The 23,426-nt window shown below is 61.1% G+C and carries 22 protein-coding genes; 15 read left to right on the forward strand and 7 right to left on the reverse strand.

Features of this window, described 5'->3' with window-relative positions; all coding sequences use genetic code 11:
• Positions 1-7: 7 nt before the first annotated feature.
• From ACQKP1_RS09920 to gltA, 6 genes are all read right to left on the reverse strand, one after another.
• A complete protein-coding gene (locus ACQKP1_RS09920; RefSeq protein WP_427276432.1) occupies positions 8-1,225 on the reverse strand; it encodes a molybdopterin molybdotransferase MoeA in 1,218 nt (405 codons plus the stop codon).
• A complete protein-coding gene (gene moaC / locus ACQKP1_RS09925) occupies positions 1,222-1,719 on the reverse strand; it encodes a cyclic pyranopterin monophosphate synthase MoaC (RefSeq protein ID WP_203016009.1) in 498 nt (165 codons plus the stop codon). The genes ACQKP1_RS09920 and moaC overlap by 4 nt, the downstream gene beginning before the upstream one ends.
• Complete coding sequence (trpC, locus tag ACQKP1_RS09930) at positions 1,716-2,531, reverse strand: indole-3-glycerol phosphate synthase TrpC (RefSeq protein ID WP_427275101.1); 816 nt, start codon at positions 2,529-2,531, stop codon at positions 1,716-1,718. The genes moaC and trpC overlap by 4 nt, the downstream gene beginning before the upstream one ends.
• A gap of 16 nt (positions 2,532-2,547) precedes the next feature.
• A complete protein-coding gene (trpD, locus tag ACQKP1_RS09935) occupies positions 2,548-3,564 on the reverse strand; it encodes an anthranilate phosphoribosyltransferase (protein ID WP_427275102.1) in 1,017 nt (338 codons plus the stop codon).
• A gap of 25 nt (positions 3,565-3,589) precedes the next feature.
• Positions 3,590-5,479, reverse strand: coding sequence for a peptidylprolyl isomerase (locus tag ACQKP1_RS09940; protein ID WP_203016015.1), 1,890 nt, complete (start codon positions 5,477-5,479; stop codon positions 3,590-3,592).
• A gap of 219 nt (positions 5,480-5,698) precedes the next feature.
• On the reverse strand, positions 5,699-6,988 hold the full coding sequence (gene gltA / locus ACQKP1_RS09945; protein ID WP_054148057.1) for a citrate synthase: 1,290 nt from the start codon (positions 6,986-6,988) through the stop codon (positions 5,699-5,701).
• Between the two features lie 371 nt (positions 6,989-7,359).
• Here gltA and ACQKP1_RS09950 point away from each other — a divergent pair, with 371 nt between their 5' ends.
• Positions 7,360-9,729 (forward strand): ComEC/Rec2 family competence protein, encoded by a 2,370-nt coding sequence (locus ACQKP1_RS09950; protein WP_427275103.1) that lies wholly within the window; start codon positions 7,360-7,362, stop codon positions 9,727-9,729.
• On the opposite strand, the gene lexA is transcribed toward ACQKP1_RS09950, so the two are convergent.
• Positions 9,723-10,439, reverse strand: coding sequence for a transcriptional repressor LexA (gene lexA / locus ACQKP1_RS09955; protein WP_054148058.1), 717 nt, complete (start codon positions 10,437-10,439; stop codon positions 9,723-9,725). The genes ACQKP1_RS09950 and lexA overlap by 7 nt on opposite strands.
• A gap of 208 nt (positions 10,440-10,647) precedes the next feature.
• Here lexA and ACQKP1_RS09960 point away from each other — a divergent pair, with 208 nt between their 5' ends.
• From ACQKP1_RS09960 to ACQKP1_RS10025, 14 genes are all read left to right on the forward strand, one after another.
• Positions 10,648-11,196, forward strand: a complete 549-nt coding sequence (locus ACQKP1_RS09960) for a DUF1003 domain-containing protein (RefSeq protein ID WP_427275104.1) — start codon at positions 10,648-10,650, stop codon at positions 11,194-11,196.
• A 20-nt stretch (positions 11,197-11,216) separates the two neighbouring features.
• On the forward strand, positions 11,217-12,110 hold the full coding sequence (locus ACQKP1_RS09965; RefSeq protein WP_427275105.1) for a VOC family protein: 894 nt from the start codon (positions 11,217-11,219) through the stop codon (positions 12,108-12,110).
• Positions 12,107-12,955, forward strand: coding sequence for a 3-deoxy-8-phosphooctulonate synthase (gene kdsA / locus ACQKP1_RS09970; protein ID WP_427275106.1), 849 nt, complete (start codon positions 12,107-12,109; stop codon positions 12,953-12,955). The genes ACQKP1_RS09965 and kdsA overlap by 4 nt, the downstream gene beginning before the upstream one ends.
• A 213-nt stretch (positions 12,956-13,168) precedes the next feature.
• Positions 13,169-14,443, forward strand: coding sequence for a phosphopyruvate hydratase (eno, locus tag ACQKP1_RS09975; RefSeq protein ID WP_006728407.1), 1,275 nt, complete (start codon positions 13,169-13,171; stop codon positions 14,441-14,443).
• Between the two features lie 138 nt (positions 14,444-14,581).
• Positions 14,582-14,899 carry an FtsB family cell division protein gene (locus ACQKP1_RS09980; protein WP_203016026.1) on the forward strand — a complete coding sequence of 106 codons (318 nt, stop codon included), beginning with the start codon at positions 14,582-14,584 and terminating at the stop codon, positions 14,897-14,899.
• 149 nt (positions 14,900-15,048) lie between these two features.
• On the forward strand, positions 15,049-16,095 hold the full coding sequence (gene pdhA, locus ACQKP1_RS09985) for a pyruvate dehydrogenase (acetyl-transferring) E1 component subunit alpha (RefSeq protein WP_006728405.1): 1,047 nt from the start codon (positions 15,049-15,051) through the stop codon (positions 16,093-16,095).
• 15 nt (positions 16,096-16,110) lie between these two features.
• A complete protein-coding gene (locus ACQKP1_RS09990) occupies positions 16,111-17,517 on the forward strand; it encodes a pyruvate dehydrogenase complex E1 component subunit beta (RefSeq protein ID WP_427275107.1) in 1,407 nt (468 codons plus the stop codon).
• Positions 17,518-17,529: 12 nt separating this feature from the next.
• Positions 17,530-18,867, forward strand: coding sequence for a pyruvate dehydrogenase complex dihydrolipoamide acetyltransferase (locus ACQKP1_RS09995; RefSeq protein ID WP_427275108.1), 1,338 nt, complete (start codon positions 17,530-17,532; stop codon positions 18,865-18,867).
• A gap of 16 nt (positions 18,868-18,883) precedes the next feature.
• A complete protein-coding gene (locus tag ACQKP1_RS10000; protein WP_427275109.1) occupies positions 18,884-19,522 on the forward strand; it encodes an SGNH/GDSL hydrolase family protein in 639 nt (212 codons plus the stop codon).
• A gap of 109 nt (positions 19,523-19,631) precedes the next feature.
• Positions 19,632-19,898 carry a YdcH family protein gene (locus ACQKP1_RS10005; protein ID WP_203016034.1) on the forward strand — a complete coding sequence of 89 codons (267 nt, stop codon included), beginning with the start codon at positions 19,632-19,634 and terminating at the stop codon, positions 19,896-19,898.
• A gap of 74 nt (positions 19,899-19,972) precedes the next feature.
• Entirely contained in the window at positions 19,973-21,418 is a 1,446-nt protein-coding gene (gene lpdA / locus ACQKP1_RS10010) for a dihydrolipoyl dehydrogenase (protein ID WP_427275110.1), read from the forward strand.
• A 76-nt stretch (positions 21,419-21,494) separates the two neighbouring features.
• A complete protein-coding gene (locus ACQKP1_RS10015; protein WP_040300877.1) occupies positions 21,495-21,749 on the forward strand; it encodes a GlsB/YeaQ/YmgE family stress response membrane protein in 255 nt (84 codons plus the stop codon).
• A gap of 38 nt (positions 21,750-21,787) precedes the next feature.
• The gene (gene lipA / locus ACQKP1_RS10020; RefSeq protein ID WP_203016046.1) at positions 21,788-22,780 is read left to right on the forward strand and encodes a lipoyl synthase; all 993 of its coding nucleotides are present in this window, start codon (positions 21,788-21,790) and stop codon (positions 22,778-22,780) included.
• Positions 22,781-22,851: 71 nt separating this feature from the next.
• On the forward strand, positions 22,852-23,421 hold the full coding sequence (locus ACQKP1_RS10025; protein ID WP_427275111.1) for an AAA family ATPase: 570 nt from the start codon (positions 22,852-22,854) through the stop codon (positions 23,419-23,421).
• The last annotated feature ends 5 nt before the right edge of the window (positions 23,422-23,426 follow it).

Below are 23,426 nucleotides of genomic sequence, written 5' to 3' on the forward strand. Positions count from 1 at the left end.
CGATCCTTCAGAGGCGTAGAAGCATCACTGGCACGGTATCTCCTGCCTCGGCCGCCGGGGCATGGGGCGGCCTGACGATCAGGCAATCGGATTGCGAGAAAATTCGCATCATCGACGAATCCTGCTTGCCGAAGCTTTCGACCAGCGGGATACCGTCGTCCTGTTCCGTCAGCTTTGCGCGCACATAATCCTGCCGTTTGTCATTGGCGGGCAGGGCGGCCTGCAGTCGGGCTTGCGCCATGCGTCGGCGTGGCTTCCTGTGACCAAGCTTGCACAGCAGAGGCTCAAGAAAGAGAAGGCCGCAGACGAGGCTCGACACCGGGTTGCCCGGAAGTCCGAGCACATGCATGTTTTCGAGATGGCCTACCATCAGCGGCTTGCCTGGCCGCATGGCAATCCGCCAGAAATCGAGCTCCATGCCGGCGGAAACCAGCGCGGATTGCACCAGGTCATGGTCACCGACGGATGCGCCTCCGAGCGTGACGAGCACGTCGACGCCGAGTACGCGTGCCCGCTCCACAGCTTGTCGCAACAAGTCCCGATCATCAGGCACGATCCCGAGGTCAATCACCTCCGCGCCATTGTCGCGCGCCAGCGCTGCGATCCCGAAGCTGTTCGAACCGATGATCTGGCTGGGTCCAGGCGTTTTTCCGGGCGGCAGCAACTCGTCGCCCGTCGCAAGGACCGCAATCCGCGGGCGGCGATAGACCGGCAGTGTCGCATGGTTCATCGCCGCAGCCAGCGTGAGGTGGCTGAAGTCCATGCGCAACCCCGCAGACAGCGCGACATCGCCTTCGGCGAAATCCTGTCCGCGCGGGCGAATGTGTCGCCCGACCGTCACGGCATAGGTCGTCCGTATCCGGCCGTCTCCGAGCGTCTCAGCATCCTCCTGCAGAAGAACGCTATCGGCTCCCTCAGGAACGGGCGCGCCGGTGAAGATCCGCACAGCCTCGCCACGCCCTACCGTTCCGTGAAAACCATGGCCGGCCGCCGACTCCCCAACCACCGTAAGGAGACTGCCGACCTCTGCCGCATCGGCTGCACGCAGCGCATAGCCATCCATGGCGGAGGCATTGAAAGGAGGCTGTGTGAGGCGGGCCGCAAGATCAGCCGCCAGCACGCGCCCATTGGCCTCATGCAGCGAAACCTGTTCGAGATCGTTGACCGGATGGGCCGCGGCAAGCAGCCTTGCAAGGGCGTCGTCGACCGGCAGCAGCGACATCAGCCGCGCTCCGGGTGGCAGAAATCGCCCGATTTGCCGCCACTCTTCTCCATCACGCGGATCCCACCGATTTCCATCGTCTTGTCCACGGCCTTGGCCATGTCGTAGATCGTCAGGCAGGTGACAGAGACGGCCGTCAACGCCTCCATCTCGACGCCGGTCTTGCCGGTTAGCTTGACGGTCGCCGCGACGCGCAGCCCCGGCAGATCCGGGTCCTCCTCGATATCGACAGTCACCTTGGACAGCATCAGCGGGTGACACAGCGGAATGAGATTGCTCGTCTGTTTGGCCGCCATGATGCCGGCAATGCGGGCGGTGCCGATCACATCGCCCTTCTTGGCATTGCCCTCGCGTATCGTGGAAAGCGTCTCCGGCTTCATCTTCACGAAGCCTTCGGCGACCGCAATGCGAACCGTGTCATCCTTGGCCGAGACATCCACCATATGCGCCTCGCCGGAGGCGCCGATATGCGTCAGACCGCTGGACCCGGAAGTCATTCCGCAGCCAGCGCGCCGGTCTTGCCGGTCAAAAGCAGGCGGGTCGCCTCAGCGACATCGTCCTTGCGCATCAGGCTCTCGCCGACGAGGAAAGTCGTGATGCCCGATTTCTGCAGCCGCTGGCAGTCTTCATAGGTGAAGATGCCGCTCTCACCGACCAAGAGGCGATCGGCCGGAACCATGGCCGCGAGGTCTTCGCTGACCGTGAGGCTGACGTCGAAGGTCCGCAGATTGCGGTTGTTGATGCCGACGAGGGGCGACTTGAGCTTCAGCGCCCGCTCCATTTCCTCGGCATCGTGCACTTCGATCAATACATCCATGCCGAGGTCGAAGGCGACGTTTTCCAGTTCCGAGGCCTCTGTATCAGACAGCGAGGCCATGATCAGCAGGATGCAGTCGCCACCCCAGGCGCGGGCCTCGTAGACCTGATAGGCGTCGAACATGAAGTCCTTACGCAGCGCCGGCAGGGAGCAGGCCTTGCGAGCGGCCGTCAGGTATTCGGGCGCCCCTTGAAAGCTCGGTGTATCCGTGAGTACGGAAAGGCAGGCGGCCCCACCGGCCTCATAGGCGGCCGCCAGTGCCGGCGGATCGAAATCGGGACGGATAAGCCCCTTGGAGGGGCTCGCCTTCTTGATCTCGGCAATGAGGCCGAACCGGCCTTCGTCCCGGGCACGCAAGAGCGAGCGGTAAAAGCCGCGCGGCGCGTCCTGGCTCGCGATCCGGTCCTTGAGTTCCGACAGCGAGACGGCAGCCTTGGCGGCCGCGATTTCTTCCCGCTTGTAGGCTTCGATGCGCTTCAGGATATCGGTCATGGTCTGAAGTTTACCCTCAAGCGGCAGAGTTGGAAATGGCGATCAGCGTGTCGAGTGCCCGTGCTGCACTACCTGTGTCCAGCGACTGGCTGGCGAGATGCATGCCCTCGGTCACGTCCTTGGCCTTGCCGGCGACGATCAGCGAGGCTGCGGCGTTGCACAGTGCCACGTCGCGATAGGCGGTCTTGGCGCCATCAAGCACGTCGCGCAAAGCGGCTGCGTTGACAGTGCCATCTCCACCCCTGATCGCGTCGAGAGAAACGGTCTCCACGCCAAAATTGTCCGGTGTCAGCTCGAAGGTCCGGATTTCGCCGTCCTTCAGCTCTGCCACCTGGCTCGGTCCGGTCGTGGTGATTTCGTCCAGTCCACTGCCATGCACGACCCAGGCACTGGTGAGGCCGAGATCGCGCAAAGCTTCCGCCCCGGGAACGAGCCATTCCGGCGAATACACACCGAAGAGCTGTTTCTTGACGCGGGCAGGGCTCGAAAGCGGCCCGACGATGTTGAAGATGGTCCGGGCCCCGAGTTCGACGCGGGCGGGGCCTACATGGCGCATGGCCGGATGATGCAGCTGCGCGAACATGAAGCCGATCCCTGCCTCGCGGATGCAGCGCGAGATCATGTCCGGCTCGATGTCGAGTTTGACACCGAGCTGCGATAGCGCATCGGCCGTGCCCGACTTCGAGCTCAGCGCCCGGTTGCCGTGCTTGGCAACGGGCACGCCGGCTCCGGCTACGATCAGGGCTGCCAGCGTCGAGATGTTATAGGTATTCGTCCCGTCACCGCCCGTGCCGACGATGTCGATGGCATCTTCGGGAGCATCGACCGGCACCATCTTCTGGCGCATGATCGACACGGCCCCGGCAATCTCGTCAACGGTTTCGCCGCGGACCCGAAGCCCCATCAGGAAGCCGCCGACCTGCGCCATGCTGGCTTCGCCCGACATCAGGATTTCGAAGGCGTCGCTCGCTTCCTGCCGCGAAAGCGGCTGGCGCGTGGCGATCTTGGCGATGAAGGGCTTCAACCCGGACATTCTCAACTCCCCCTCTGGCCGATGCTTATCGGACGATGGCCTGCTGGGCCAGCGCCTGATTGATCGTCACGCCATATTCCGACTGCAGTTGACCGACCATCTGGTCGAGGATGTCGTCGCCTGCGGAGTTCGCGACCTGAGCGATCTGCTCATCTTCATTGAGCGGCACGCCGCCGGTAGGCTGGTCACGGACGGCCGTGACCGTCAGCAGGATCTGCGTCGAAGGATCACCGCCGGACGCAGTCACCACGATGCCCTGCGGGCCGGAGAACGCGGCGGTCACCGCCGTCGGGCCGAGAACCGCATCTTCAGTACGGCGGGTGATGCCGGCCTTGCTTTCGACCGCAAGGCCCAGTTCGGCGGCGACTTCTTCCAGAGTGCCACCGTCTGCGACGCGCTGGCGCAGGCTCTCCGCCTTCGCACCGAGTGCTATGCGCTGCTGTTCTGCGGTCCAGTCGGCAATCGCCTTTTCACGCACTTCGGCCAGTTCGCGATCGCGCTCGGCCTTGATGTCGGTGACATCGAACCAGATGAAACCGTTATTGCCCATGGTGACCGGCAAGGCCTCGATACCGATTTCGGTGCGGAAGACGTCTGCGAGCAGTTTGTCCCGTTCAGGAATGCCGGCAACTTCCGTTTCGCGACTGTCGAGCCCGCGGCGGTCGATATCGGTGACAGTCACAGTCTGGAGCCTCAACTGGTCGGCCGCTTCCTTGAGTGTCGAGCCACCGGCCCGCAGATCTTCGAACTGGTCGTGGACCGATGTGAGATCGGCGATCGCCGCCTGCTCGGCCAGCGCTTCGCGGATCTCTTCCTTCACCTCGTCGAGGCTCTGGGTGCGGCCTTCCTTGATGTTGGTGACGCGCAGGATGACCGGGCCGAGAGCGCCGTCGACGACATCGGTGGTGCCGCCTTCGGCAGTCACGGCAAAGGCTGCCGCGGCAAGGGCCGGATCAGGCAGGCGGTCGCGGGTGAAGTCGCCGAGCAGCACGTCACTGGCGGTCTTGCCCTGATCGGTGACGAGCTGGTCGAAGCTCGTGCCCTTCTGCAGTTCTTCAACCGCTGCTTCCGCCATTTCGCGGTTTTCGAAGCTCAACTGCTCGATCGTGCGTGTCCCGGCAATCTCGTAGGAGGACTTGCGGCGCTCGTAGTCTTCACGGATCTGTTCGTCGGTGATGGAGGCCTTATCGGCAATGTCGGAGGGTTCCAGCTTCACATAGTTGAAGCTGCGATATTCCGGTGCGCGGTAACCGGATTTCGTCGTCTCGAACCACGCTGCCAGGGTCGCATCATCGGGTGCCTTGATGAGCTCGATATTGGCATTGGTGAGCAGGATGTAGTTGATGTCGCGGTTTTCGTAGCGATAGGCCTTGATCGCGTCGATCAGCACCTTCGGCGCAACGAAGCCGTCGGCTGTGGCGTCAACGATCTGGCTGCGGATGGCGACCTTCGAGCGTTCCTCGATATAGTCGTCTTCGCGAAGACCGGCATTGCGCAGACGGGAGGAAAACAGTGCGCGATCGAAGTTGCCGGCAGAGTTCTTGAAGGCCGGATCATCGGCAATCAGCTGTGCAAGCCGATCCTGGGAAAGACCGAGGTTCATGTCAGCGGCCAGCTGGTCGAGGGCAGCACCGGCGGCAAGCTGCGAGAACACCTGGGACTCGATGCCGAAGGCGCGGGCCTGTTCGGTTGTGAGCTGCATCCCGAAACGGTTGCTCATGTCGGCGACCTGGCGCTGATAGGCAAAGGCGAAGTCGGCCGAAGAGACGCTTTGATCGCCAACCGCAACGACAGTGTCGGACGTGTTGCTGAACAGCGAAGCTGAAACGCCCCAGACGCCAAAGGACAGGACGAGCAGCAGAAGCAAGATCTTGGCGAACAGGGTTCGGGAAGCTTTTCTCAAGAAGACGAGCATCGGGACGCATAAACCTCATTGTAAATCTTCGTCGGGGACGAAGCAGGTTGACTTCCTTAGAACAAAGCTCCGTGGAATTGAAGGCATCGGACGGCGAAATGCGCGACCATCACGGGGAGTTTGATCGCTGCCTTCGATAAGGGACGCAGTCGGCCCGCGCAGAACGAAAGAAGGCCGGACAAAGCCGGCCTTCTCGATACTCGAAGATGGAAGAAAGTCTCAGCGCTCCGAGAGCGCCTTGTAATCGCGCTTCGGCTCACCGGTATAGAGCTGACGCGGACGACCGATGCGCTGCTGCGGATCCTCGATCATCTCGTTCCACTGCGCGATCCAGCCGACGGTGCGTGCGAGCGCGAAAAGAACGGTGAACATGGTCGTCGGGAAGCCGAGCGCACGCAGCGTGATGCCCGAATAGAAGTCGACGTTCGGGTAGAGCTTCTTGTCGATGAAGTAGGGGTCGTTGAGCGCGATCTTTTCGAGCTCGAGTGCTACCTTCATCAGCGGATCATCGGCATGGCCTGTCGCTTCGAGGACTTCGTACATGGTCTTCTGCATGATCTTGGCGCGCGGGTCGTAGTTCTTGTAGACGCGGTGGCCGAAGCCCATCAGACGGAACGGGTCGTTCTTGTCCTTCGCCTTGGCGATATATTCCGGAATGCGGTCAACCGAGCCGATTTCCTGCAACATGTTCAAGGCAGCCTCGTTGGCGCCGCCATGGGCAGGGCCCCAAAGGCACGCGATGCCGGCCGCGATGCAGGCGAACGGATTGGCGCCTGAAGAGCCGGCGAGACGCACGGTCGAGGTCGAGGCGTTCTGCTCGTGATCGGCATGGAGGATGAAAATGCGGTCCATGGCGCGCGCCAGAACCGGGTTCACCTGGTACTCTTCGCAGGGCACGGCAAAGCACATGCGCAGGAAGTTAGACGCATAATCGAGATCGTTCTTCGGGTAAACGAAGGGCTGGCCGACGTGATACTTGTAGGCCATGGCCGCGATCGTCGGCATCTTGGCGATCATGCGCAGCGAAGCGACCATGCGCTGATGCGGATCGGTGATGTCGGTCGAGTCGTGGTAGAAGGCGGAGAGCGCGCCGACCGTGCCGACCATGACCGCCATCGGATGGGCGTCACGGCGATAGCCGGAGAAGAACTTGCTCATCTGCTCATGCACCATGGTGTGGTGCGTGACGCGATAGTCGAAGTCCTTCTTCTGCGCAGCCGTCGGCAATTCGCCGTAGAGCAGCAGGTAGCAGACCTCGAGGAAGTCGCCCTTTTCAGCAAGCTGTTCGATCGGGTAGCCGCGATGCAGAAGCGTGCCTTCGTCCCCGTCGATATAGGTGATCTTGGACTCGCAGGATGCCGTGGACGTGAAGCCCGGATCGTAGGTGAACGTGCCCGTGTGCTTGTAAAGGGCGCCGATGTCGATGACGTCAGGGCCGATCGTGCCGGCCTTGACGCTCAGGTCGACCGTCTTGTCACCGAGTTTCAAAGAAGCGCTTTTGTCCGTCATGCTGATCCTCCGGAATTGGCGGGAAGGCGTCTTGAAAAAAGCCGCCATCGGTTAAGCGTGTGATGTAGCTATATGATACCGAAGTTAATGCCAAGCTATCCAAAGGGCAAATTGTGCGTCGCGAAAACAGCAACAATCGAACCGAACGGTTCTAATCGTTTGAAGCCCGAATAGGCGGCAAAAACACGATTCGTTGCACGCATTGATTGCTGACGGATTTCGCTTATTCTGTCGGCATATGGGGTCGATCCGGCCGGGTGTGGCTGATGGGAGAAACTGCGGAAATTCAGGGGGAAGGGCGCCTCCGGTCCGGTGATGTACTGGTCCGGCGAGACTTGCCTCGACCACTCGAAAAACGCGCAACACCCGGTTTGACGACGATCGGCCGTGCTGTCGCCGCTCGCGCTGTTTTGCATCGCATTCTCAGGCAGGTTCGACAGGACGTCTCAGACGAAAGTCGGCACGGGCATTTTTTCCTCTTCGTGCCCGTCTGGCTCGGCGCCGGTGCTGCAATCTGGTTTTCCGTTGGCCAACCACCGCCGGCCTTGGTCCTCGGACTGCTCCTTGCTTGCCTGGCTTTCGCGCTTTCGCGGGCGATACGCGACACCGTGGCGCATGTGGTCCTGTGGAGTTTGTGCCTGATCCTTCTCGGCATGCTGATGGCCGAATGGGAGACAAGGCGAGCGTCCACCGTGATCCTTGATCAGCCACTTGTCACCACGGTCACCGGGCTTGTCGAGCGACGGGAGGAGGGGGCGGGCGGTGAATGGCGTTACGTGTTGCGCGTGATCCAGACCGCAGAGCCGAGCATCCGCCGGTCGCCGGCACGCGTGTCCCTTCTGGCCCGAAGCAAGCATGTGCCAGCTGCCATCGGCGAGCAATTGAGCGGTCGCGCCCGTCTCTCACCACCTTCAGGTCCGGCTTTGCCGGGATTGAACGACTTTAGCTTCCGAAGCTACTTCGCCGGCATTGGCGCTGTCGGCTTCTTCCTCGGTCCGCCCCAGGCCAAAACCTCCGCTTCATTGGAGAAACAAGGTCTATGGGATCGCTTCGACGCATCCCTGTTCTCGCTCCGGGATCGCATCTCAAGTCGCATTCGCAGCATACTGCCCGGAGATCCCGGCGCCTTCGCCGCTGCGATCATTACCGGCGAACGCCGATCGATGTCGGAAGAGGCGACGGAGGCGCTGCGCGTCTCGGGCCTCGCCCATATCACAGCGATTTCGGGCCTCAACATGGCGCTTGCCGCCGGCATCTTTTTCGTCGGATTGCGAGCGCTTCTGAGCCTCATGCCGACTTTTGCCCACCGTTATCCGGTGAAGAAGATTGCAGCCGCCGGCGCGCTTCTGGCGACGACCGGCTATGTGCTTATATCCGGCTACCAAGTCACCGCGTTGCGGGCCTATCTGATGACAGCGGTCATGCTCGGAGCTGTCCTCTTCGACCGCCCGGCTGTCAGCCTCCACAATCTGGCCCTTGCGGCAACCGCGATCCTCGCGGTCCAGCCCTCGACGGTGATGGGGCCGAGTTTCCAGATGTCTTTCGCGGCGACTGCAGCCCTGATTGCCGGTTACGCGGGGTGGCGGGCGCGACCGCGCGCGATCCTGCCTCGTGCGCGCTCGCTTACCATGCGGATTGCTGCCGGGTTTGCCAAGTTCGTCGGCGGCACCCTGGCGACATCGTTCATCGGCGGGGTCTCGACCGCCGTCTTTGCCATTAGCCATTTTCACCGGCTGTCGACCCATGGACTCGAGGCAAACCTCGCCGCCATGCCGCTTATCTCGCTGGTCGTGATGCCGTCCGGCTTCATTGCCATGCTGCTCATGCCATTTGGCCTCGACGGCCCGTTCTTCTGGATCATGGGGAAGGGCCTGGAAATGGTGCTCATTGTCGCTCACACCGTCTCCGGCTGGGGCGGCGGCTACGTCTTCCCGCGTCTGCCATCATGGTTCATGCCCAGCGCAATCGCCGGCATGCTCTTGCTGATGCTCCTCAGAACCCCGATCAGGCATGTCGGCACGGCTCTCATCGTCGCAACGCTCGCTGCTGCCTTCCTCGCTCCACGTTCCCCGGGTGGCGAACTGATGGTCAGCGAGGACGCACGGTTGGTCGCGATTCGGGTGGCAAGTGGCGACACGTCCATCATTGCCATCAACCGAGCCCGCCCGGCAGCCTTCATCTTCGATCAATGGCGGCCGGTGCTCGGTATCGATGAGCCAAGGCATCCGGTCATGCTCGACACGGTACCCCTGCCACCGGCGCCAGACCGGCGTACTGGGCAAACCCTGTCGGAGAAGCAGAGCAAACTGGCAGAGGCTGTATTTGACAGCCTACTCAAGGCCGCCGGGAGAGAACAGTTCACCTGTGTAAAGCAGGCCTGTGCCATCAGACTGGAGAACGGCAACACGCTGCTGACGCTGGAACGCCCGGATCTCATCGGCACAGCCTGCGACCGCGCTGATATCGTCGTTCTGTCGGCGCGCACACGCGTCAAAGCCTGCCGCTCTGGCGCGCTCCTTATTTCGGAGGCGAGCCAGCGCGCAACCGGCTCCCTCGAGATCGCGGGCCTAGCCGCCACCTCGCAAGCCATGACGGTCAGGTCCGCGCTCGACGGACCCTCCAGGCCATGGACAGCGCACCGTCTCTACGACTGGCGAACAGCCTCTTCCGAAAGCACGCATGAATTTGCGGGTCCAACTGGCACTGTCCGACCAAAGCTGGAGACCGATGCTGATCAGTGATAGCGGCGAATGAGGCCCACCAGCTTGCCCTGGATCTTGACGCGATCCGGCGGGAAGATGCGGGTCTCGTATGCCGGATTGGCGGCTTCCAGTGCAATCGATGCACCGCGGCGGCGGAAGCGTTTGAGTGTCGCCTCCTCGTCGTCGACGAGCGCCACGATGATGTCACCGGGATTGGCGTTCGAGGCATTGCGGATGATGACCGTATCGCCGTCAAGAATACCGGCCTCGATCATCGAATCGCCCTTGACCTCAAGTGCATAGTGATCGCCCGCGCCGATCATCTCAGCCGGTACCGTGATGTCATGAGTGTTGTTCTGAATCGCTGAAATCGGCACACCGGCTGCAATCCGGCCCATGACCGGCACGGAGACAGACGAACCGTTGTCCTCGACCGGCGGCTTGGTCAGCGCTGGCGCCGGTGGCGTCTTGCCGAGACTGCCCTCGATCACGCTCGGTGCAAAGCCGCGGCGCGGCTGGATGCTCGGCGAATAGGCTTCCGGAAGCTTGATGACCTCCAAGGCACGCGCCCGGTTCGGCAAGCGTCGGATGAAGCCGCGCTCCTCGAGCGCCGTGATCAGGCGGTGGATCCCGGATTTCGATGCGAGGTCCAGCGCATCCTTCATCTCGTCGAAGGACGGCGGGACACCCGATTCCTTCATCCGTTCATGGATGAAGAGAAGCAGTTCCTGTTGCTTGCGCGTCAGCATATGCGGTGCCCTCGGAGTGAAACAAATACAGAACAGACACTATATGTTCCAGTTGTGTTCCGCAAGGGTATAAATTTTCGTGAAGAGCCGGTGAGAAAATGCGATAGCCGCCTGCAAGGGTATTGAAACCGTCCGATTTTGACGTGCTGCAGTGCTGAGTGCAGATCTGGTCCGGTATCGGGCAAAACCGCCTTCGAGGGGGCTGTATATGTTGAAGGATATTGAGAAACTCGTTCTGGGGAAGTTGTCATCTGATCTTTCGTCAGCAGAGCAAAAAGTGCTGAAGCGGGCGCGGGAGCGCCGCACGGTGTCGACCAATGCCGGCGAGGACTTTTTGGCCCATGCGACCTTCGGTCAGCGGCTCGCAGACGGCATTGCACGGGTCGGCGGCTCCTGGGGATTCATCATCGGCTTCATGCTGTTTTTGGTCGCCTGGGTCATCCTCAACGCGGTGATTCTTGCAACAGGTGCGCTCGATCCCTATCCGTTCATCTTCCTGAACTTGATCCTGTCGATGCTTGCCGCCGTCCAGGCGCCGATCATCATGATGAGCCAGAACCGGCAGGCGGAGCGCGATCGCTTCATGGCGGCGAAGGACTACGAGATCAATCTCAAGGCGGAGATCGAAGTCTTGGCCCTGCATCACAAGATCGACGAGCAGGTGTTAAAGGAACTGCGCGAAACCCGCGAGCAGATCGATGCCTTGCGGCAGGCGGTCGAAGGCCTTTCCATTCAGGCGTCCAATTCTCAGAATTGATGCAGAAACCGAGAGCAAACATGTCCAATTCCATTTCCTCACCCCGCGCTATCGATCATCTCGTATTGCCGATCACCGATCTCGAAACCGCCCGCGAGCGGCTCACTCACCTCGGATTCACCGTCGCGGCGGATGCCCGCCACCCTTTCGGCACCGAGAATGCCTGCGTTTTCTTCGCCGATGACACCTATTTGGAGCCGCTGGCCGTCGGTAGTCGGGAAGACTGTCTGGAGGCTGCGCGCACGGGCAATGTCTTTGTCGCTCGCGATCAGGCCTTCCGCTTTCGGCGCGTCGAGGGGCTCTCCGCCATCGTCGTGAAGACGGAAGATGCATTGGCGGACGATGCGGCCTACCGCGAGGACGGGATGAGCGCTGGCTCTGTGCTCGATTTCGCGCGCCAGTTTCGTTTTCCGGATGGCCAAACCGCGGAGGGGGCTTTCCGACTCGCCTTTGCAGCAGATCTCCGTGCGCCCGATTTCTTCGCCTTCGCCTGCCAGCGCATCAACCCGCTTCCGACCGATCGGGATTCCCTGCTTGTGCATGCCAACGGCGCGACAGGGCTCCGGCGCGTAGTGCTGGTCGAAGAGAACCCGAGCGACTTCCAATATCTCCTGGAAACGGTTGTTGATCAGCGGGATGTCACCGCCCATTCCTTCGGGCTCTCGATTCAGACCGCCAACGTCGCCGTCGACGTGCTGACACCGGAGGGTTTCCGGCTCCACTTCGGCCAGGAATTGCTGGTCTCGGAAAGGGGGCTCGTCGGGGCGGCCGTGGTTATTGCGGTTGATGATCTCGGCGTGACAGAAGCCTGCCTCGCTGCTAAGGGCGTCAGCTATCAAAAAATGGGCGCACGCGTCGTTGTCGCGCCGGAAAAGGGGCAGGGTGTGACCTTTGCCTTTGAGGAGTTCAAATGAGCGTTTCTCCCAATTCGGAAGTCGTCGTTGGCGAAGGTGTGGCCAAGGCCGTCTTCTCTCAGAAGGGCCGTTTCGCCTTGATCGCAGGCCCCTGCCAGATGGAAAGCCGTGACCACGCCTTCATGATCGCCGGCCAGCTCGTCGAGCTCTGCCGCGAACTTGGCCTCGGCCTCGTCTACAAGTCGTCCTTCGACAAGGCGAACCGGACCTCGCTGTCTGCCGAGCGCGGCATCGGCCTTGAAACGGCGATGGAGGTGTTTGCCGACATCAAGAAGGAGTTCGGCGTTCCGGTCCTGACCGACATCCACACGGAAGAGCAATGCGCCGCCGTTGCCCCGACCGTCGATGTCCTGCAGATCCCGGCCTTTCTCTGCCGCCAGACGGACTTGCTTGTTGCTGCCGCCAAGACCGGCCGAGTCATCAACGTCAAGAAGGGCCAGTTCCTCGCGCCCTGGGATATGAAGAATGTCCTGAACAAGATCACCGGTTCCGGCAATCCGAACGTTCTCCTTTGCGAACGCGGCGCCTCCTTCGGCTACAACACGCTGGTCTCCGACATGCGCTCACTGCCGATCATGGCGGCCATGGGCGCGCCCGTGGTGTTTGACGCGACCCATTCCGTCCAGCAGCCGGGCGGGCAGGGCGGCTCGTCGGGCGGCCAGCGTGAATTCGTCGAGACGCTGGCCCGTGCAGCGGTTGCGGTCGGTGTTGGTGGCCTCTTCATCGAGACGCATCAGGACCCGGACAACGCGCCCTCCGACGGCCCGAACATGGTCAAGATCACTGACATGCGCCGTCTGCTCGAAAAGCTGATCGCCTTCGACGATATCGCAAAGGCTGCTTGAGCCTCTCTGGCGGCGCTTCAATCGGTTGAACTGGAAGCGCCGCCAATCATTGTGATTTAAATCGATTAGATTTCATTCGTTTCGCGTCCTATCCGTCATTGTATTTTCCCGATCATCGGATAAGAGAGGATGACTCAACGGGCGGGTCCGCTGGCTTCTGGCTTGCGATCGGCCTACCGAGCCTTGTCCAATTTCCGTCTACAGGGAGCGAACATGACAGCCATCACCGACATCATCGGCCGCGAGATTCTCGACAGCCGTGGCAACCCAACCGTCGAAGTCGACGTCTATCTCGAAGATGGCAGCATGGGCCGCGCAGCCGTTCCCTCGGGCGCATCGACCGGCGCACATGAGGCCGTCGAGCTGCGTGACGGCGGCTCGCGCTATCTCGGCAAGGGCGTCGAAAAGGCGGTCGAAGCGGTCAACGGCGAAATCTACGATGCGATCGGCGGTCACGATGCCGAGAACCAGATCCAGATCGACAATCTGATGATCCAGCTCGACGGCACGCCGAACAAGGCGCGCCTCGGCGCCAATGCCATCCTCGGCGTATCGCTCGCCGTTGCAAAGGCTGCCGCGCAGTCCTCTGGCTTGCCGCTCTATCGTTACGTTGGCGGCCCGAACGCCCATGTCCTGCCGGTCCCGATGATGAACATCATCAATGGCGGCGCGCATGCAGACAATCCGATCGACTTCCAGGAATTCATGATCGTTCCGGTCGGCGCCGAGACCATCCGCGATGCAGTCCGCATGGGCTCAGAAGTCTTCCACACGTTGAAGAAGCAGCTTGCCGCCGACGGTCACAACACCAATGTCGGTGACGAGGGCGGCTTCGCCCCGGGTCTGGCATCTGCTCCTGCCGCTCTCGATTTCATCATGAAGTCGATCGAAAAGGCCGGCTATCGTCCGGGCGAAGACATGCATATCGCGCTCGATTGTGCCTCAACCGAATTCTTCAAGGACGGCAAATACGTTCTGGAAGGTGAAGGCCGCACGCTTGAGCCGGAAGCCATGGCCGAATACCTCGCCGAGCTGGCTGCCAAGTACCCGATCTTTTCGATCGAAGACGGTATGGCCGAAGACGACTGGGACGGCTGGAAGGCACTGACCGACAAGGTCGGCAAGAAGATCCAGCTCGTCGGCGACGACCTCTTCGTTACCAATTCGGCCCGTCTGCGCGACGGCATCAAGATGGGCGTGGCCAACTCCATCCTGGTCAAGGTCAATCAGATCGGTTCGCTGTCGGAAACCCTCGACGCCGTCTCGACCGCGCACCGCGCAGCCTACACGGCCGTCATGTCGCACCGCTCGGGCGAAACCGAGGACTCGACGATCGCCGATCTCGCGGTTGCCACCAACTGCGGTCAGATCAAGACCGGCTCGCTGGCCCGCTCCGACCGTACCGCCAAGTACAACCAGTTGATCCGCATCGAGGAAGAACTGGGGCCGCAGGCCGTCTACGCCGGCGCCTCGATCCTGCGCGGCTGATCTCGGTCGAATTCCTTCGAAGCCCGTGCCGGTTCCCCGGCGCGGGCTTTTTCTTTTGCACTGCGATTAGGGTCAACGGTCGGTTAAGATCTGACGGTTACTCTTGCGACAAGTTTCGCGTTTCAGGGCATTGTCGGCATGTGGACCAGGCATCACAAGAAGAAGAAATACGGCCGTCTCATTCTTCCCGCTATTACCGTCGCTTTCCTGTCCTATTTCGGCTACCATTCCATCCATGGTGACTACGGCCTAAGGGCGGGGCAGGAATTCGAGCGCATCCGGCAAGAGCGTGCATCGGAGCTTGATAGGCTCGTGGCCCAGCGGACCGTCCTTGAAAAGGATGTCAGTCTCTTGAGTGATGGCTCTCTCGATGAGGACATCATAGACGAAAAGGCGCGCTATCAGCTCAACATGTCGCGCCCGGACGAAATCGTAATCTTCAACACCTATTTCTGATTAACCTGAATTCAGTTAATCGTAAATTTTTTAGTCATTACAGTTGCTTGCGGCGAATGATAGCCATGCATTTATGGCATTGCCGCCGTGCTCTTTCTTCCCTATTCTGTGCCCAACTTTGGACTATAATAAACCCATGGGAGGGATGCATGGCGCCTCGCAAGCCAGCAGCTGCGAACGGTCGGAAGTCTTCCGCCAAGTCAGCCGGCAAGGAATTCACCGGAAAAAACACGCCTGAATTTGGTGCAGACGAAGAACTTCACGCCTATCGTGAAATGCTGCTTATCCGCCGTTTCGAAGAAAAGGCCGGCCAGCTTTACGGCATGGGCTTCATCGGCGGCTTCTGTCACCTCTATATCGGCCAGGAAGCGGTCGTTGTCGGCATGCAGATGGCGCAGAAGGAAGGTGATCAGGTTATCACCGCCTATCGCGACCACGGTCACATGCTGGCAGCGGGCCTCAGCGCGCGCGGCGTCATGGCCGAGCTGACGGGTCGCCGCAGCGGCCTGTCGAAGGGCAAGGGCGGCTCAATGCACATGTTCTCGAAAGAGAAGCATTTCTATGGTGGCCACGGCATCGTGGGCGCGCAGGTTTCGCTCGGAACCGGTCTCGCCTTCGCGAACAAGTATCGCGGCAATGACAATGTTGCGGTTGCCTATTTCGGCGACGGGGCTGCAAACCAGGGTCAGGTCTACGAGAGCTTCAACATGGCTGCCCTCTGGCAGCTGCCGATCATCTACATCGTCGAAAACAATCGCTACGCCATGGGCACGTCGACGGCGCGCGCCACGGCGCAGTCGAACTACTCGCTGCGCGGCTCCGGCTTCGGCATCCCCGGCGTCCAGGTTGACGGTATGGATGTGCGCGCGGTGAAGGCGGCCGCCGATGAGGCGCTCGAGCATTGCCGTTCCGGCAAGGGTCCGATCATTCTTGAAATGCTGACCTATCGCTATCGCGGCCACTCGATGTCCGACCCGGCGAAGTATCGCTCCAAGGAAGAAGTGCAGAAGATGCGGTCGGAGCAGGATCCGATCGAACAGGTCAAGGCTCGTCTCCTCGAGAATGGCTGGGCTTCAGAAGACCAGCTCAAGGCGATCGACAAGGACGTGCGCGACATTGTTGCGGACAGTGCCGATTTCGCCCAGGCCGATCCGGAGCCGGATGTGTCCGAGCTCTACACCGACATTCTTCTGTAATCGGGGAGGGAACCCATGCCGATCGAAATTTTGATGCCCGCCCTTTCTCCGACAATGGAAGAAGGCACGCTGTCCAAGTGGATCAAGCAGGAAGGCGACACCGTAAAGTCCGGCGACGTGATCGCCGAGATCGAGACCGACAAGGCGACCATGGAAGTGGAAGCCGTTGACGAGGGCGTGCTCGGAAAGCTGCTGATTGCGGCCGGTACCGAGAACGTCAAGGTCAACACGCCGATCGCCGTTCTGCTTCAGGATGGTGAAAGTGCAGATGCGATGCCCGCGTCCAAGGCAGATGCCGACACGCCGGCTGCCGCAGCCGGTGACGCTGGCGGCAAGGCTCGCGCCGCTGCAGATGAGCCTGCATCCTCCGCAGACAACAAGGTTCCGGCCGCTCCAAAGGTCGAAGTGGCCTCCGATCCGGACGTTCCGGCCGGGACCGAAATGGTGACGATGACGGTGCGTGAAGCGCTGCGCGAAGCCATGGCCGAGGAAATGCGCGCCAACCCTGACGTCTTCATCATGGGTGAGGAAGTCGCCGAATATCAGGGCGCCTACAAGATCACGCAGGGGCTGCTGCAGGAATTCGGCGCCAAGCGCGTTGTCGACACCCCGATCACTGAGCATGGCTTTGCCGGCCTCGGCGTCGGTGCGGCAATGGCCGGCCTGAAGCCGATCGTCGAGTTCATGACCTTCAACTTCGCCATGCAGGCGATCGACCATATCATCAACTCGGCTGCCAAGACGCTCTACATGTCCGGTGGCCAGATGGGCGCGCCGATCGTCTTCCGTGGGCCGAACGGTGCAGCGGCTCGCGTCGGCGCCCAGCACAGCCAGGACTATGCAGCCTGGTACAGCCAGATCCCGGGCCTCAAGGTCGTCATGCCCTACACGGCAGCCGACGCCAAGGGTCTGCTGAAGGCAGCCATCCGCGATCCGAACCCGGTCATCTTCCTGGAAAACGAAATCCTCTACGGTCACTCCTTCGAAGTGCCGAAGATGGATGACTTCGTCCTGCCGATCGGCAAGGCACGCATTCACAAGACCGGCAAGGACGCGACCATCGTCTCCTTCGGCATCGGTATGACCTACTCGGTCAAGGCCGTCGAGGAACTGGCGAAGGAAGGCATCGACGTCGAGCTGATCGACCTCAGAACCATCCGTCCGATGGATCTGCCGACCGTCATCGAATCCGTCAAGAAGACCGGCCGCCTGGTGACCGTCGAGGAAGGCTATCCGCAGTCCTCCGTCGGCACCGAAATTGCGACCCGCGTCATGCAGCAGGCCTTCGACTATCTCGATGCGCCGATCCTGACGATCGCCGGCAAGGATGTGCCGATGCCTTATGCGGCCAACCTTGAAAAGCTGGCGCTGCCGAGCGTTGCCGAAGTCGTTCAGGCGGTCAAAACCGTCTGCTACAAGTAAGGGGGCAAGGTCATGCCGATCAATATCACCATGCCGGCCCTGTCTCCGACGATGGAAGAGGGCAATCTGGCCAAGTGGCTGGTCAAGGAAGGCGACAAGGTCAAGTCCGGCGATGTCATCGCCGAGATCGAAACCGACAAGGCGACCATGGAAGTGGAAGCCGTCGATGAAGGCGTCGTTGCCAAGATCGTCGTTCCCGCCGGCACAGAGGCTGTGAAGGTCAATGCGCTCATCGCGATCCTTGCCGAGGAAGGCGAAGACGTCGCAGCCGCTGCTGCCGGTGGCGGTTCGACCGCCCCGAAGGCTGAGGCGGCTATTGCCCCTAAGGCGGAAGCAGAACCTGCACCTGCCGCGGCACCAGCTGCAGCGCCGGCTCCCGCAGCCGCATCGGCTGCACCTGCTGCCTCGACCGGTGAGCGCGTCTTTGCTTCGCCGCTCGCGCGTCGCCTCGCCAAGGAAGCCGGTCTCGACCTGAAGGCCGTATCGGGTTCAGGTCCGAAGGGCCGCGTGGTCAAGAGCGACGTCGAAAAGGCCGTCAGCACCGGTGGTGCCAAGGCCGCTCCGGCAGCAGCTGCTTCGACGGCCGCGCCTTCCCCGGTTATGGCCAAGGGTGCGTCGGAAGAAGCCGTTCTCAAGAACTTCGCCGAAGGCTCCTACGAGCTCGTGCCGCATGACGGCATGCGCAAGACGATCGCCAAGCGCCTGCAGGAATCGAAGCAGACCATTCCGCATTTCTACGTGTCCGTGGATTGCGAACTGGATGCCCTTATGGCGCTTCGTGCCCAGCTCAATGCTGCTGCACCTGAAAAGGACGGCAAGCCGGCCTACAAGCTCTCGGTCAATGACATGGTGATCAAGGCGCTGGCTCTCGCACTGCGCGACGTGCCGGATGCCAACGTCTCCTGGACCGACACCAACATGGTCAAGCACAAGCATGCCGATGTCGGCGTGGCTGTCTCGATCCCCGGCGGCCTGATCACACCGATCATTCGCAAGGCCGAGGAGAAGAGCCTGTCCACCATCTCCAACGAGATGAAGGACCTCGGCAAGCGCGCCAAGGACCGCAAGCTGAAGCCCGAAGAATACCAGGGCGGTACGACTGCCGTGTCCAACATGGGCATGATGGGCGTGAAGAGCTTCTCGGCCGTGGTCAACCCGCCGCATGCGACGATCCTTGCGGTCGGCGCCGGCGAAGAGCGGGTCGTGGTGAAGAAGGGCGAGATGAAGGTGGCGAACGTCATGACGGTGACGCTCTCGACCGACCATCGTTGCGTCGATGGCGCGCTCGGTGCCGAACTGCTCGGTGCTTTCAAGCGCTACATCGAAAATCCGATGGGCATGTTGGTCTGATCTGGGGGCGGTTGAGATGAAGACCGTTCTCGCCTATGGCGATAGCCTGACATGGGGATACGACCCGGTAAATCTGGGTCGGCATGCCTATGAAGACCGCTGGACGAGTGTCTTGCAGAAGGCGCTCGGCCATGGTGTCCGGGTGATCGCCGAAGGCTTGAACGGCCGCACCACCGCCTATGACGATCATCTCGGTGATTGCGAGCGCAACGGTACGAAGGTGCTGCCGACGCTTCTCGCGACGCACAAGCCGATCGATCTCGTTGTTATCATGCTGGGAACGAATGACCTCAAGCGTGGTATTCAGGGCACGGCCATCGGCGCGACCAGCGGTGTGAAGCGTCTCGTCAAGCAGGTTCAGAAGCACGACTGGGGTTTCGAGTTCGACGAGCCCGAAATCCTGATCGTCGCGCCGCCGGCGATCCGCGAAACGGCCAATTCGGTCTTCGGCGCCATGTTCAACCACTCGGTGGAAGAAGGTGCGATGCTTGCCAGCATGTATCGCGACGCGGCGGACGAGGCCGGATGCGCCTTCTTCGATGCAGGATCGGTCGCAGAAACCACGCCGCTCGACGGAATCCATCTCGACGCTGAACACACCCGTGCCATCGGACGCGGCCTCGAGCCGATCGTCCGCATGATGCTCGGACTTTGAAAAATGCCGTGGCCTGCATCCTCTGACGGGCCGCGTTGATCAAAATCAAGGAGGTCTTGTGCGCTGCGTCTAACTTGAACCCATCAACCCCGACAGAGGAGATGGGATCATGTCGAACACACCGCACGAACTGGCAGTGGAATTCCCGGAACACGTTGCGCTGATGCGTCATCTGAAAGAAACGGATGGCCATTTCGCGAGATTGTTCGAAGCCTATCACGAGGTGAACCGGGCCATCCACCGCGCCGAGACCGATATCGAGCCTGCAGACGACTTCCACATCGTGGAAATGCGCAAGAAGCGGATGCAGCTCAAGGATGAAATCTACGGGATGCTGGTTCGTCACGAACCGGAAGCCGAGACACCCGCAGCCTGAGGGTTTCGCTTCCAGTCCCGAAACGGGCCTCCGTGAAAACGGAGGCTCTGAGGAAACCGAGGAGTGGAAGCCCCATGTCGAATGCTTACGACGTCATTATCATCGGCTCCGGCCCCGGCGGTTACGTCACTGCCATCCGTGCCGCCCAGCTCGGCCTGAAAACCGCGATCGTCGAGCGCGAACATCTGGGTGGCATCTGCCTCAACTGGGGTTGTATCCCCACCAAGGCGCTGCTCCGCTCGGCCGAAATCCTCGACCACGCCAATCACGCCAAGTCTTATGGTCTGACGCTCAACGGCACGATGACCGCCGACGTCAAGGACGTGGTCGCCCGCTCGCGCGGCGTCTCGGCCCGTCTGAACGGCGGCGTCGCCTTCCTGATGAAGAAGAACAAGATCGACGTGATCTGGGGTGAAGCCAAGCTGACGAAGCCAGGCGAAGTCGTCGTCGGCAAGATGACCAAGCCCGTCGTCGAGCCGCAGAACCCGATTCCGAAGGGCGTCAAGGGCGAGGGCACCTACACCGCCAAGCACATCATCGTTGCGACCGGCGCGCGGCCGCGCGCACTGCCCGGCATCGAGCCGGATGGCAAGCTGATCTGGACCTATTTCGAGGCGATGAAGCCGGACTTCATGCCGAAGTCTCTCGTCGTCATGGGCTCGGGCGCGATCGGGATCGAATTCGCCTCCTTCTACCGCTCCATGGGCGTTGACGTTACCGTTGTCGAGCTGATGGCCAACATCATGCCGGTCGAGGACGTGGAAATCTCCACCTTCGCCCGCAAGCAGCTGGAAAAGCGCGGCCTGAAGATCATCACCGAAGCCAAGGTCTCCAAGGTCGAAAAGGGCGCAAACTCGATCACCGCCCATGTCGAAACCAAGGATGGCAAGGTTCAGACGATCACCGCTGACCGCCTGATCTCCGCCGTCGGCGTTCAGGGCAATATCGAGAACCTCGGCCTCGAAGCGCTCGGCGTGAAGACCGATCGCGGCTGCATCGTCATCGACGGCTATGGCAAGACCAATGTGCCGGGCCTTTACGCGATCGGCGACGTCGCCGGCCCGCCGATGCTCGCCCACAAGGCCGAGCATGAAGGTGTCATCTGCATCGAGAAGATCGCTGGTCTGCCGAACGTTCATCCGATGGACAAGGCCAAGATCCCGGGCTGCACCTATTGCAACCCGCAGGTCGCCTCGGTCGGTCTGACGGAAGCCAAGGCGAAAGAACAGGGCCGCGACATCCGCGTCGGCCGCTATTCCTTCGCCGCCAATGGCAAGGCGATCGCGCTTGGCGAAGACCAGGGCATGATCAAGACGATCTTCGACAAGAAGACCGGCGAACTCATCGGCGCCCATATGGTCGGTGCGGAAGTAACCGAACTCATCCAGGGCTTCGTTGTCGCGATGAACCTCGAGACGACGGAAGAGGAGCTGATGCATACGATCTTCCCGCACCCGACGCTCTCCGAAATGATGAAGGAAAGCGTCCTCGACGCCTATGGTCGCGTCCTCAACGCCTAAAGTCAGGTTGTGAAACGGGGCCTTGCCGCCTATATGGGCGGCAGGTTCCAACTGAATGGTCCGAAAGGGGCTCGACATGGCTGGTTTCGAAGTCGGCATCATCGCGACGATATTTTTCGGCGGTCTCGCAGGCTGGCTTGCCGGCAAGCTCATGGATATGCGCTTCGGCGTCTTCATGAACATCGTGATCGGCATCGTCGGTGCCGCGATCGCAGCTGCCATATTCCGCCGCCTTGGCATTTTTGTCGAAGGTGACTGGCTGGGCTATCTGATCACCAGCTTTGTCGGCGCAAGCATCCTCCTTTTCGTCGCCCGGCTCGTCCGGCGATAACCAGAAAGGCCGCGTCAGGCGGCACATAGGGTTTGATTATGGTCACCATTCTCGACAGGACCAATCTTTCGAATGCGGCACCCCTGGTGCCTGCAGACGAGAAGCGCATCCGCCATCCGGAAAAGGCCCACAAGCCCGACACCGAAGTGCTGCGCAAGCCGGAATGGATCCGCGTCAAGGCACCGACCTCGAAGGGCTATCACGAGACCCGCGAGCTCGTGCGTTCCCACAAGCTGGTAACGGTCTGCGAGGAAGCTGGCTGCCCGAATATCGGCGAGTGCTGGGACAAGAAGCACGCGACCTTTATGATCATGGGCGAGATCTGCACCCGCGCCTGCGCCTTCTGCAACGTCGCGACCGGAAAACCGAACCCGCTCGATCTCGATGAGCCGGCCAATGTCGCCAAGGCCGTCCGCCAAATGGGGTTGCAACACGTTGTCATCACCTCCGTCGACCGTGACGATCTCGCCGATGGCGGCGCCGAACACTTCGAAAAGGTGATCTGGGCCATCCGCGAAGCATCACCCGAGACCACGATCGAAATCCTCACGCCTGACTTCCTCAAGAAGCCCGGTGCCCTTGAGCGCGTTGTCGCCGCCAAGCCCGACGTCTTCAACCACAACATGGAAACCGTTCCCGGCAACTATCTAACGGTTCGCCCGGGTGCCCGTTATTTCCACTCCGTCCGTCTTCTGCAGCGGGTGAAGGAACTCGACCCGACCATGTTCACCAAGTCGGGCATCATGGTGGGCCTCGGTGAAGAGCGGAATGAAGTCCTGCAGCTGATGGACGACCTGCGTTCCGCCGACGTCGACTTCCTGACCATCGGCCAGTATCTCCAGCCGACCCGCAAGCATCATAAGGTCGAGCGCTTCGTCACGCCGGAAGAATTCAAGTCCTACGAGGACATCGCCTATACCAAGGGCTTCCTGATGGTCTCGTCGAGCCCGCTGACCCGCTCGTCGCACCATGCCGGCGATGACTTTGCAAGGCTGAAGGCAGCGCGGGAGAAGTTGGTGGCAAAGGTCTGAAGACGTCTCCAAACTTCCAAACGAAGTGAGACGGCGCTAAAGCAACCACACGCAAGGAGTGTGTGGTTGTGATGATGTTCACTAAATCGTTGGAAGATGGAGCCGCGCAATTGCGTCAGGCGCGGCGGATCATGGTCATCGGCTGCTCCGGCGGCGGCAAGTCCACATTGTCCCGCAAGCTCGCCGCCGCACTCGATCTCCCCAACCACTCGATGGATCGCGAAGTCTTCTGGCTTCCCGCATGGGTACAGCGCCCGAGAGCCGAGCAGCGCGCCATCATATCCGACATCGTCGGTCGCGAGCGATGGATCCTTGACGGCACCAATCCCTCGAGCTTCGACATCCGCCTGCATCGCACCGATCTTGTTATCTGGGTGCGGTTGCCGCGTTGGCGTTGTCTGCTTGGTGTTTATCGCCGGGCGGCGAAGTTTGTCGGCAAGCACCGGCCCGACATGGCCGATGGCTGTGTCGAGAAATGGCCGGACCGCGAATTCGTTTCCTACATCTGGCACTTCGAGCGCCGCTTCTCGCCCCGCATCATCCAGGAAATCGAGCGTCACGGTCCGAACGTGCCCGTAGTCACCCTCAAATCCCACGGCGAAATGGCGCACCTGCTTGATCTTGCCGGGCTTCCTCATTAAGTCGC

It is taken from the genome of Allorhizobium sp. NPDC080224 (genome assembly GCF_050281005.1).
Lineage (GTDB): Bacteria > Pseudomonadota > Alphaproteobacteria > Rhizobiales > Rhizobiaceae > Allorhizobium.

Coding starts and splice junctions, on each gene's coding strand:
- gltA (WP_054148057.1), bottom strand. CDS start 6,988: ATGACGGACAAAAGCGCTTCTTTGAAACTCGGTGACAAGACGGTCGAC.
- ACQKP1_RS09940 (WP_203016015.1), bottom strand. CDS start 5,479: ATGCTCGTCTTCTTGAGAAAAGCTTCCCGAACCCTGTTCGCCAAGATC.
- moaC (WP_203016009.1), bottom strand. CDS start 1,719: ATGACTTCCGGGTCCAGCGGTCTGACGCATATCGGCGCCTCCGGCGAG.
- ACQKP1_RS09965 (WP_427275105.1), top strand. CDS start 11,217: ATGTCCAATTCCATTTCCTCACCCCGCGCTATCGATCATCTCGTATTG.
- pdhA (WP_006728405.1), top strand. CDS start 15,049: ATGGCGCCTCGCAAGCCAGCAGCTGCGAACGGTCGGAAGTCTTCCGCC.
- ACQKP1_RS09960 (WP_427275104.1), top strand. CDS start 10,648: ATGTTGAAGGATATTGAGAAACTCGTTCTGGGGAAGTTGTCATCTGAT.
- lexA (WP_054148058.1), bottom strand. CDS start 10,439: ATGCTGACGCGCAAGCAACAGGAACTGCTTCTCTTCATCCATGAACGG.
- ACQKP1_RS10015 (WP_040300877.1), top strand. CDS start 21,495: ATGGCTGGTTTCGAAGTCGGCATCATCGCGACGATATTTTTCGGCGGT.
- kdsA (WP_427275106.1), top strand. CDS start 12,107: ATGAGCGTTTCTCCCAATTCGGAAGTCGTCGTTGGCGAAGGTGTGGCC.
- lipA (WP_203016046.1), top strand. CDS start 21,788: ATGGTCACCATTCTCGACAGGACCAATCTTTCGAATGCGGCACCCCTG.
- trpD (WP_427275102.1), bottom strand. CDS start 3,564: ATGTCCGGGTTGAAGCCCTTCATCGCCAAGATCGCCACGCGCCAGCCG.
- eno (WP_006728407.1), top strand. CDS start 13,169: ATGACAGCCATCACCGACATCATCGGCCGCGAGATTCTCGACAGCCGT.
- ACQKP1_RS09980 (WP_203016026.1), top strand. CDS start 14,582: ATGTGGACCAGGCATCACAAGAAGAAGAAATACGGCCGTCTCATTCTT.
- ACQKP1_RS09995 (WP_427275108.1), top strand. CDS start 17,530: ATGCCGATCAATATCACCATGCCGGCCCTGTCTCCGACGATGGAAGAG.
- ACQKP1_RS09990 (WP_427275107.1), top strand. CDS start 16,111: ATGCCGATCGAAATTTTGATGCCCGCCCTTTCTCCGACAATGGAAGAA.
- lpdA (WP_427275110.1), top strand. CDS start 19,973: ATGTCGAATGCTTACGACGTCATTATCATCGGCTCCGGCCCCGGCGGT.
- trpC (WP_427275101.1), bottom strand. CDS start 2,531: ATGACCGATATCCTGAAGCGCATCGAAGCCTACAAGCGGGAAGAAATC.
- ACQKP1_RS10025 (WP_427275111.1), top strand. CDS start 22,852: ATGATGTTCACTAAATCGTTGGAAGATGGAGCCGCGCAATTGCGTCAG.
- ACQKP1_RS10005 (WP_203016034.1), top strand. CDS start 19,632: ATGTCGAACACACCGCACGAACTGGCAGTGGAATTCCCGGAACACGTT.
- ACQKP1_RS10000 (WP_427275109.1), top strand. CDS start 18,884: ATGAAGACCGTTCTCGCCTATGGCGATAGCCTGACATGGGGATACGAC.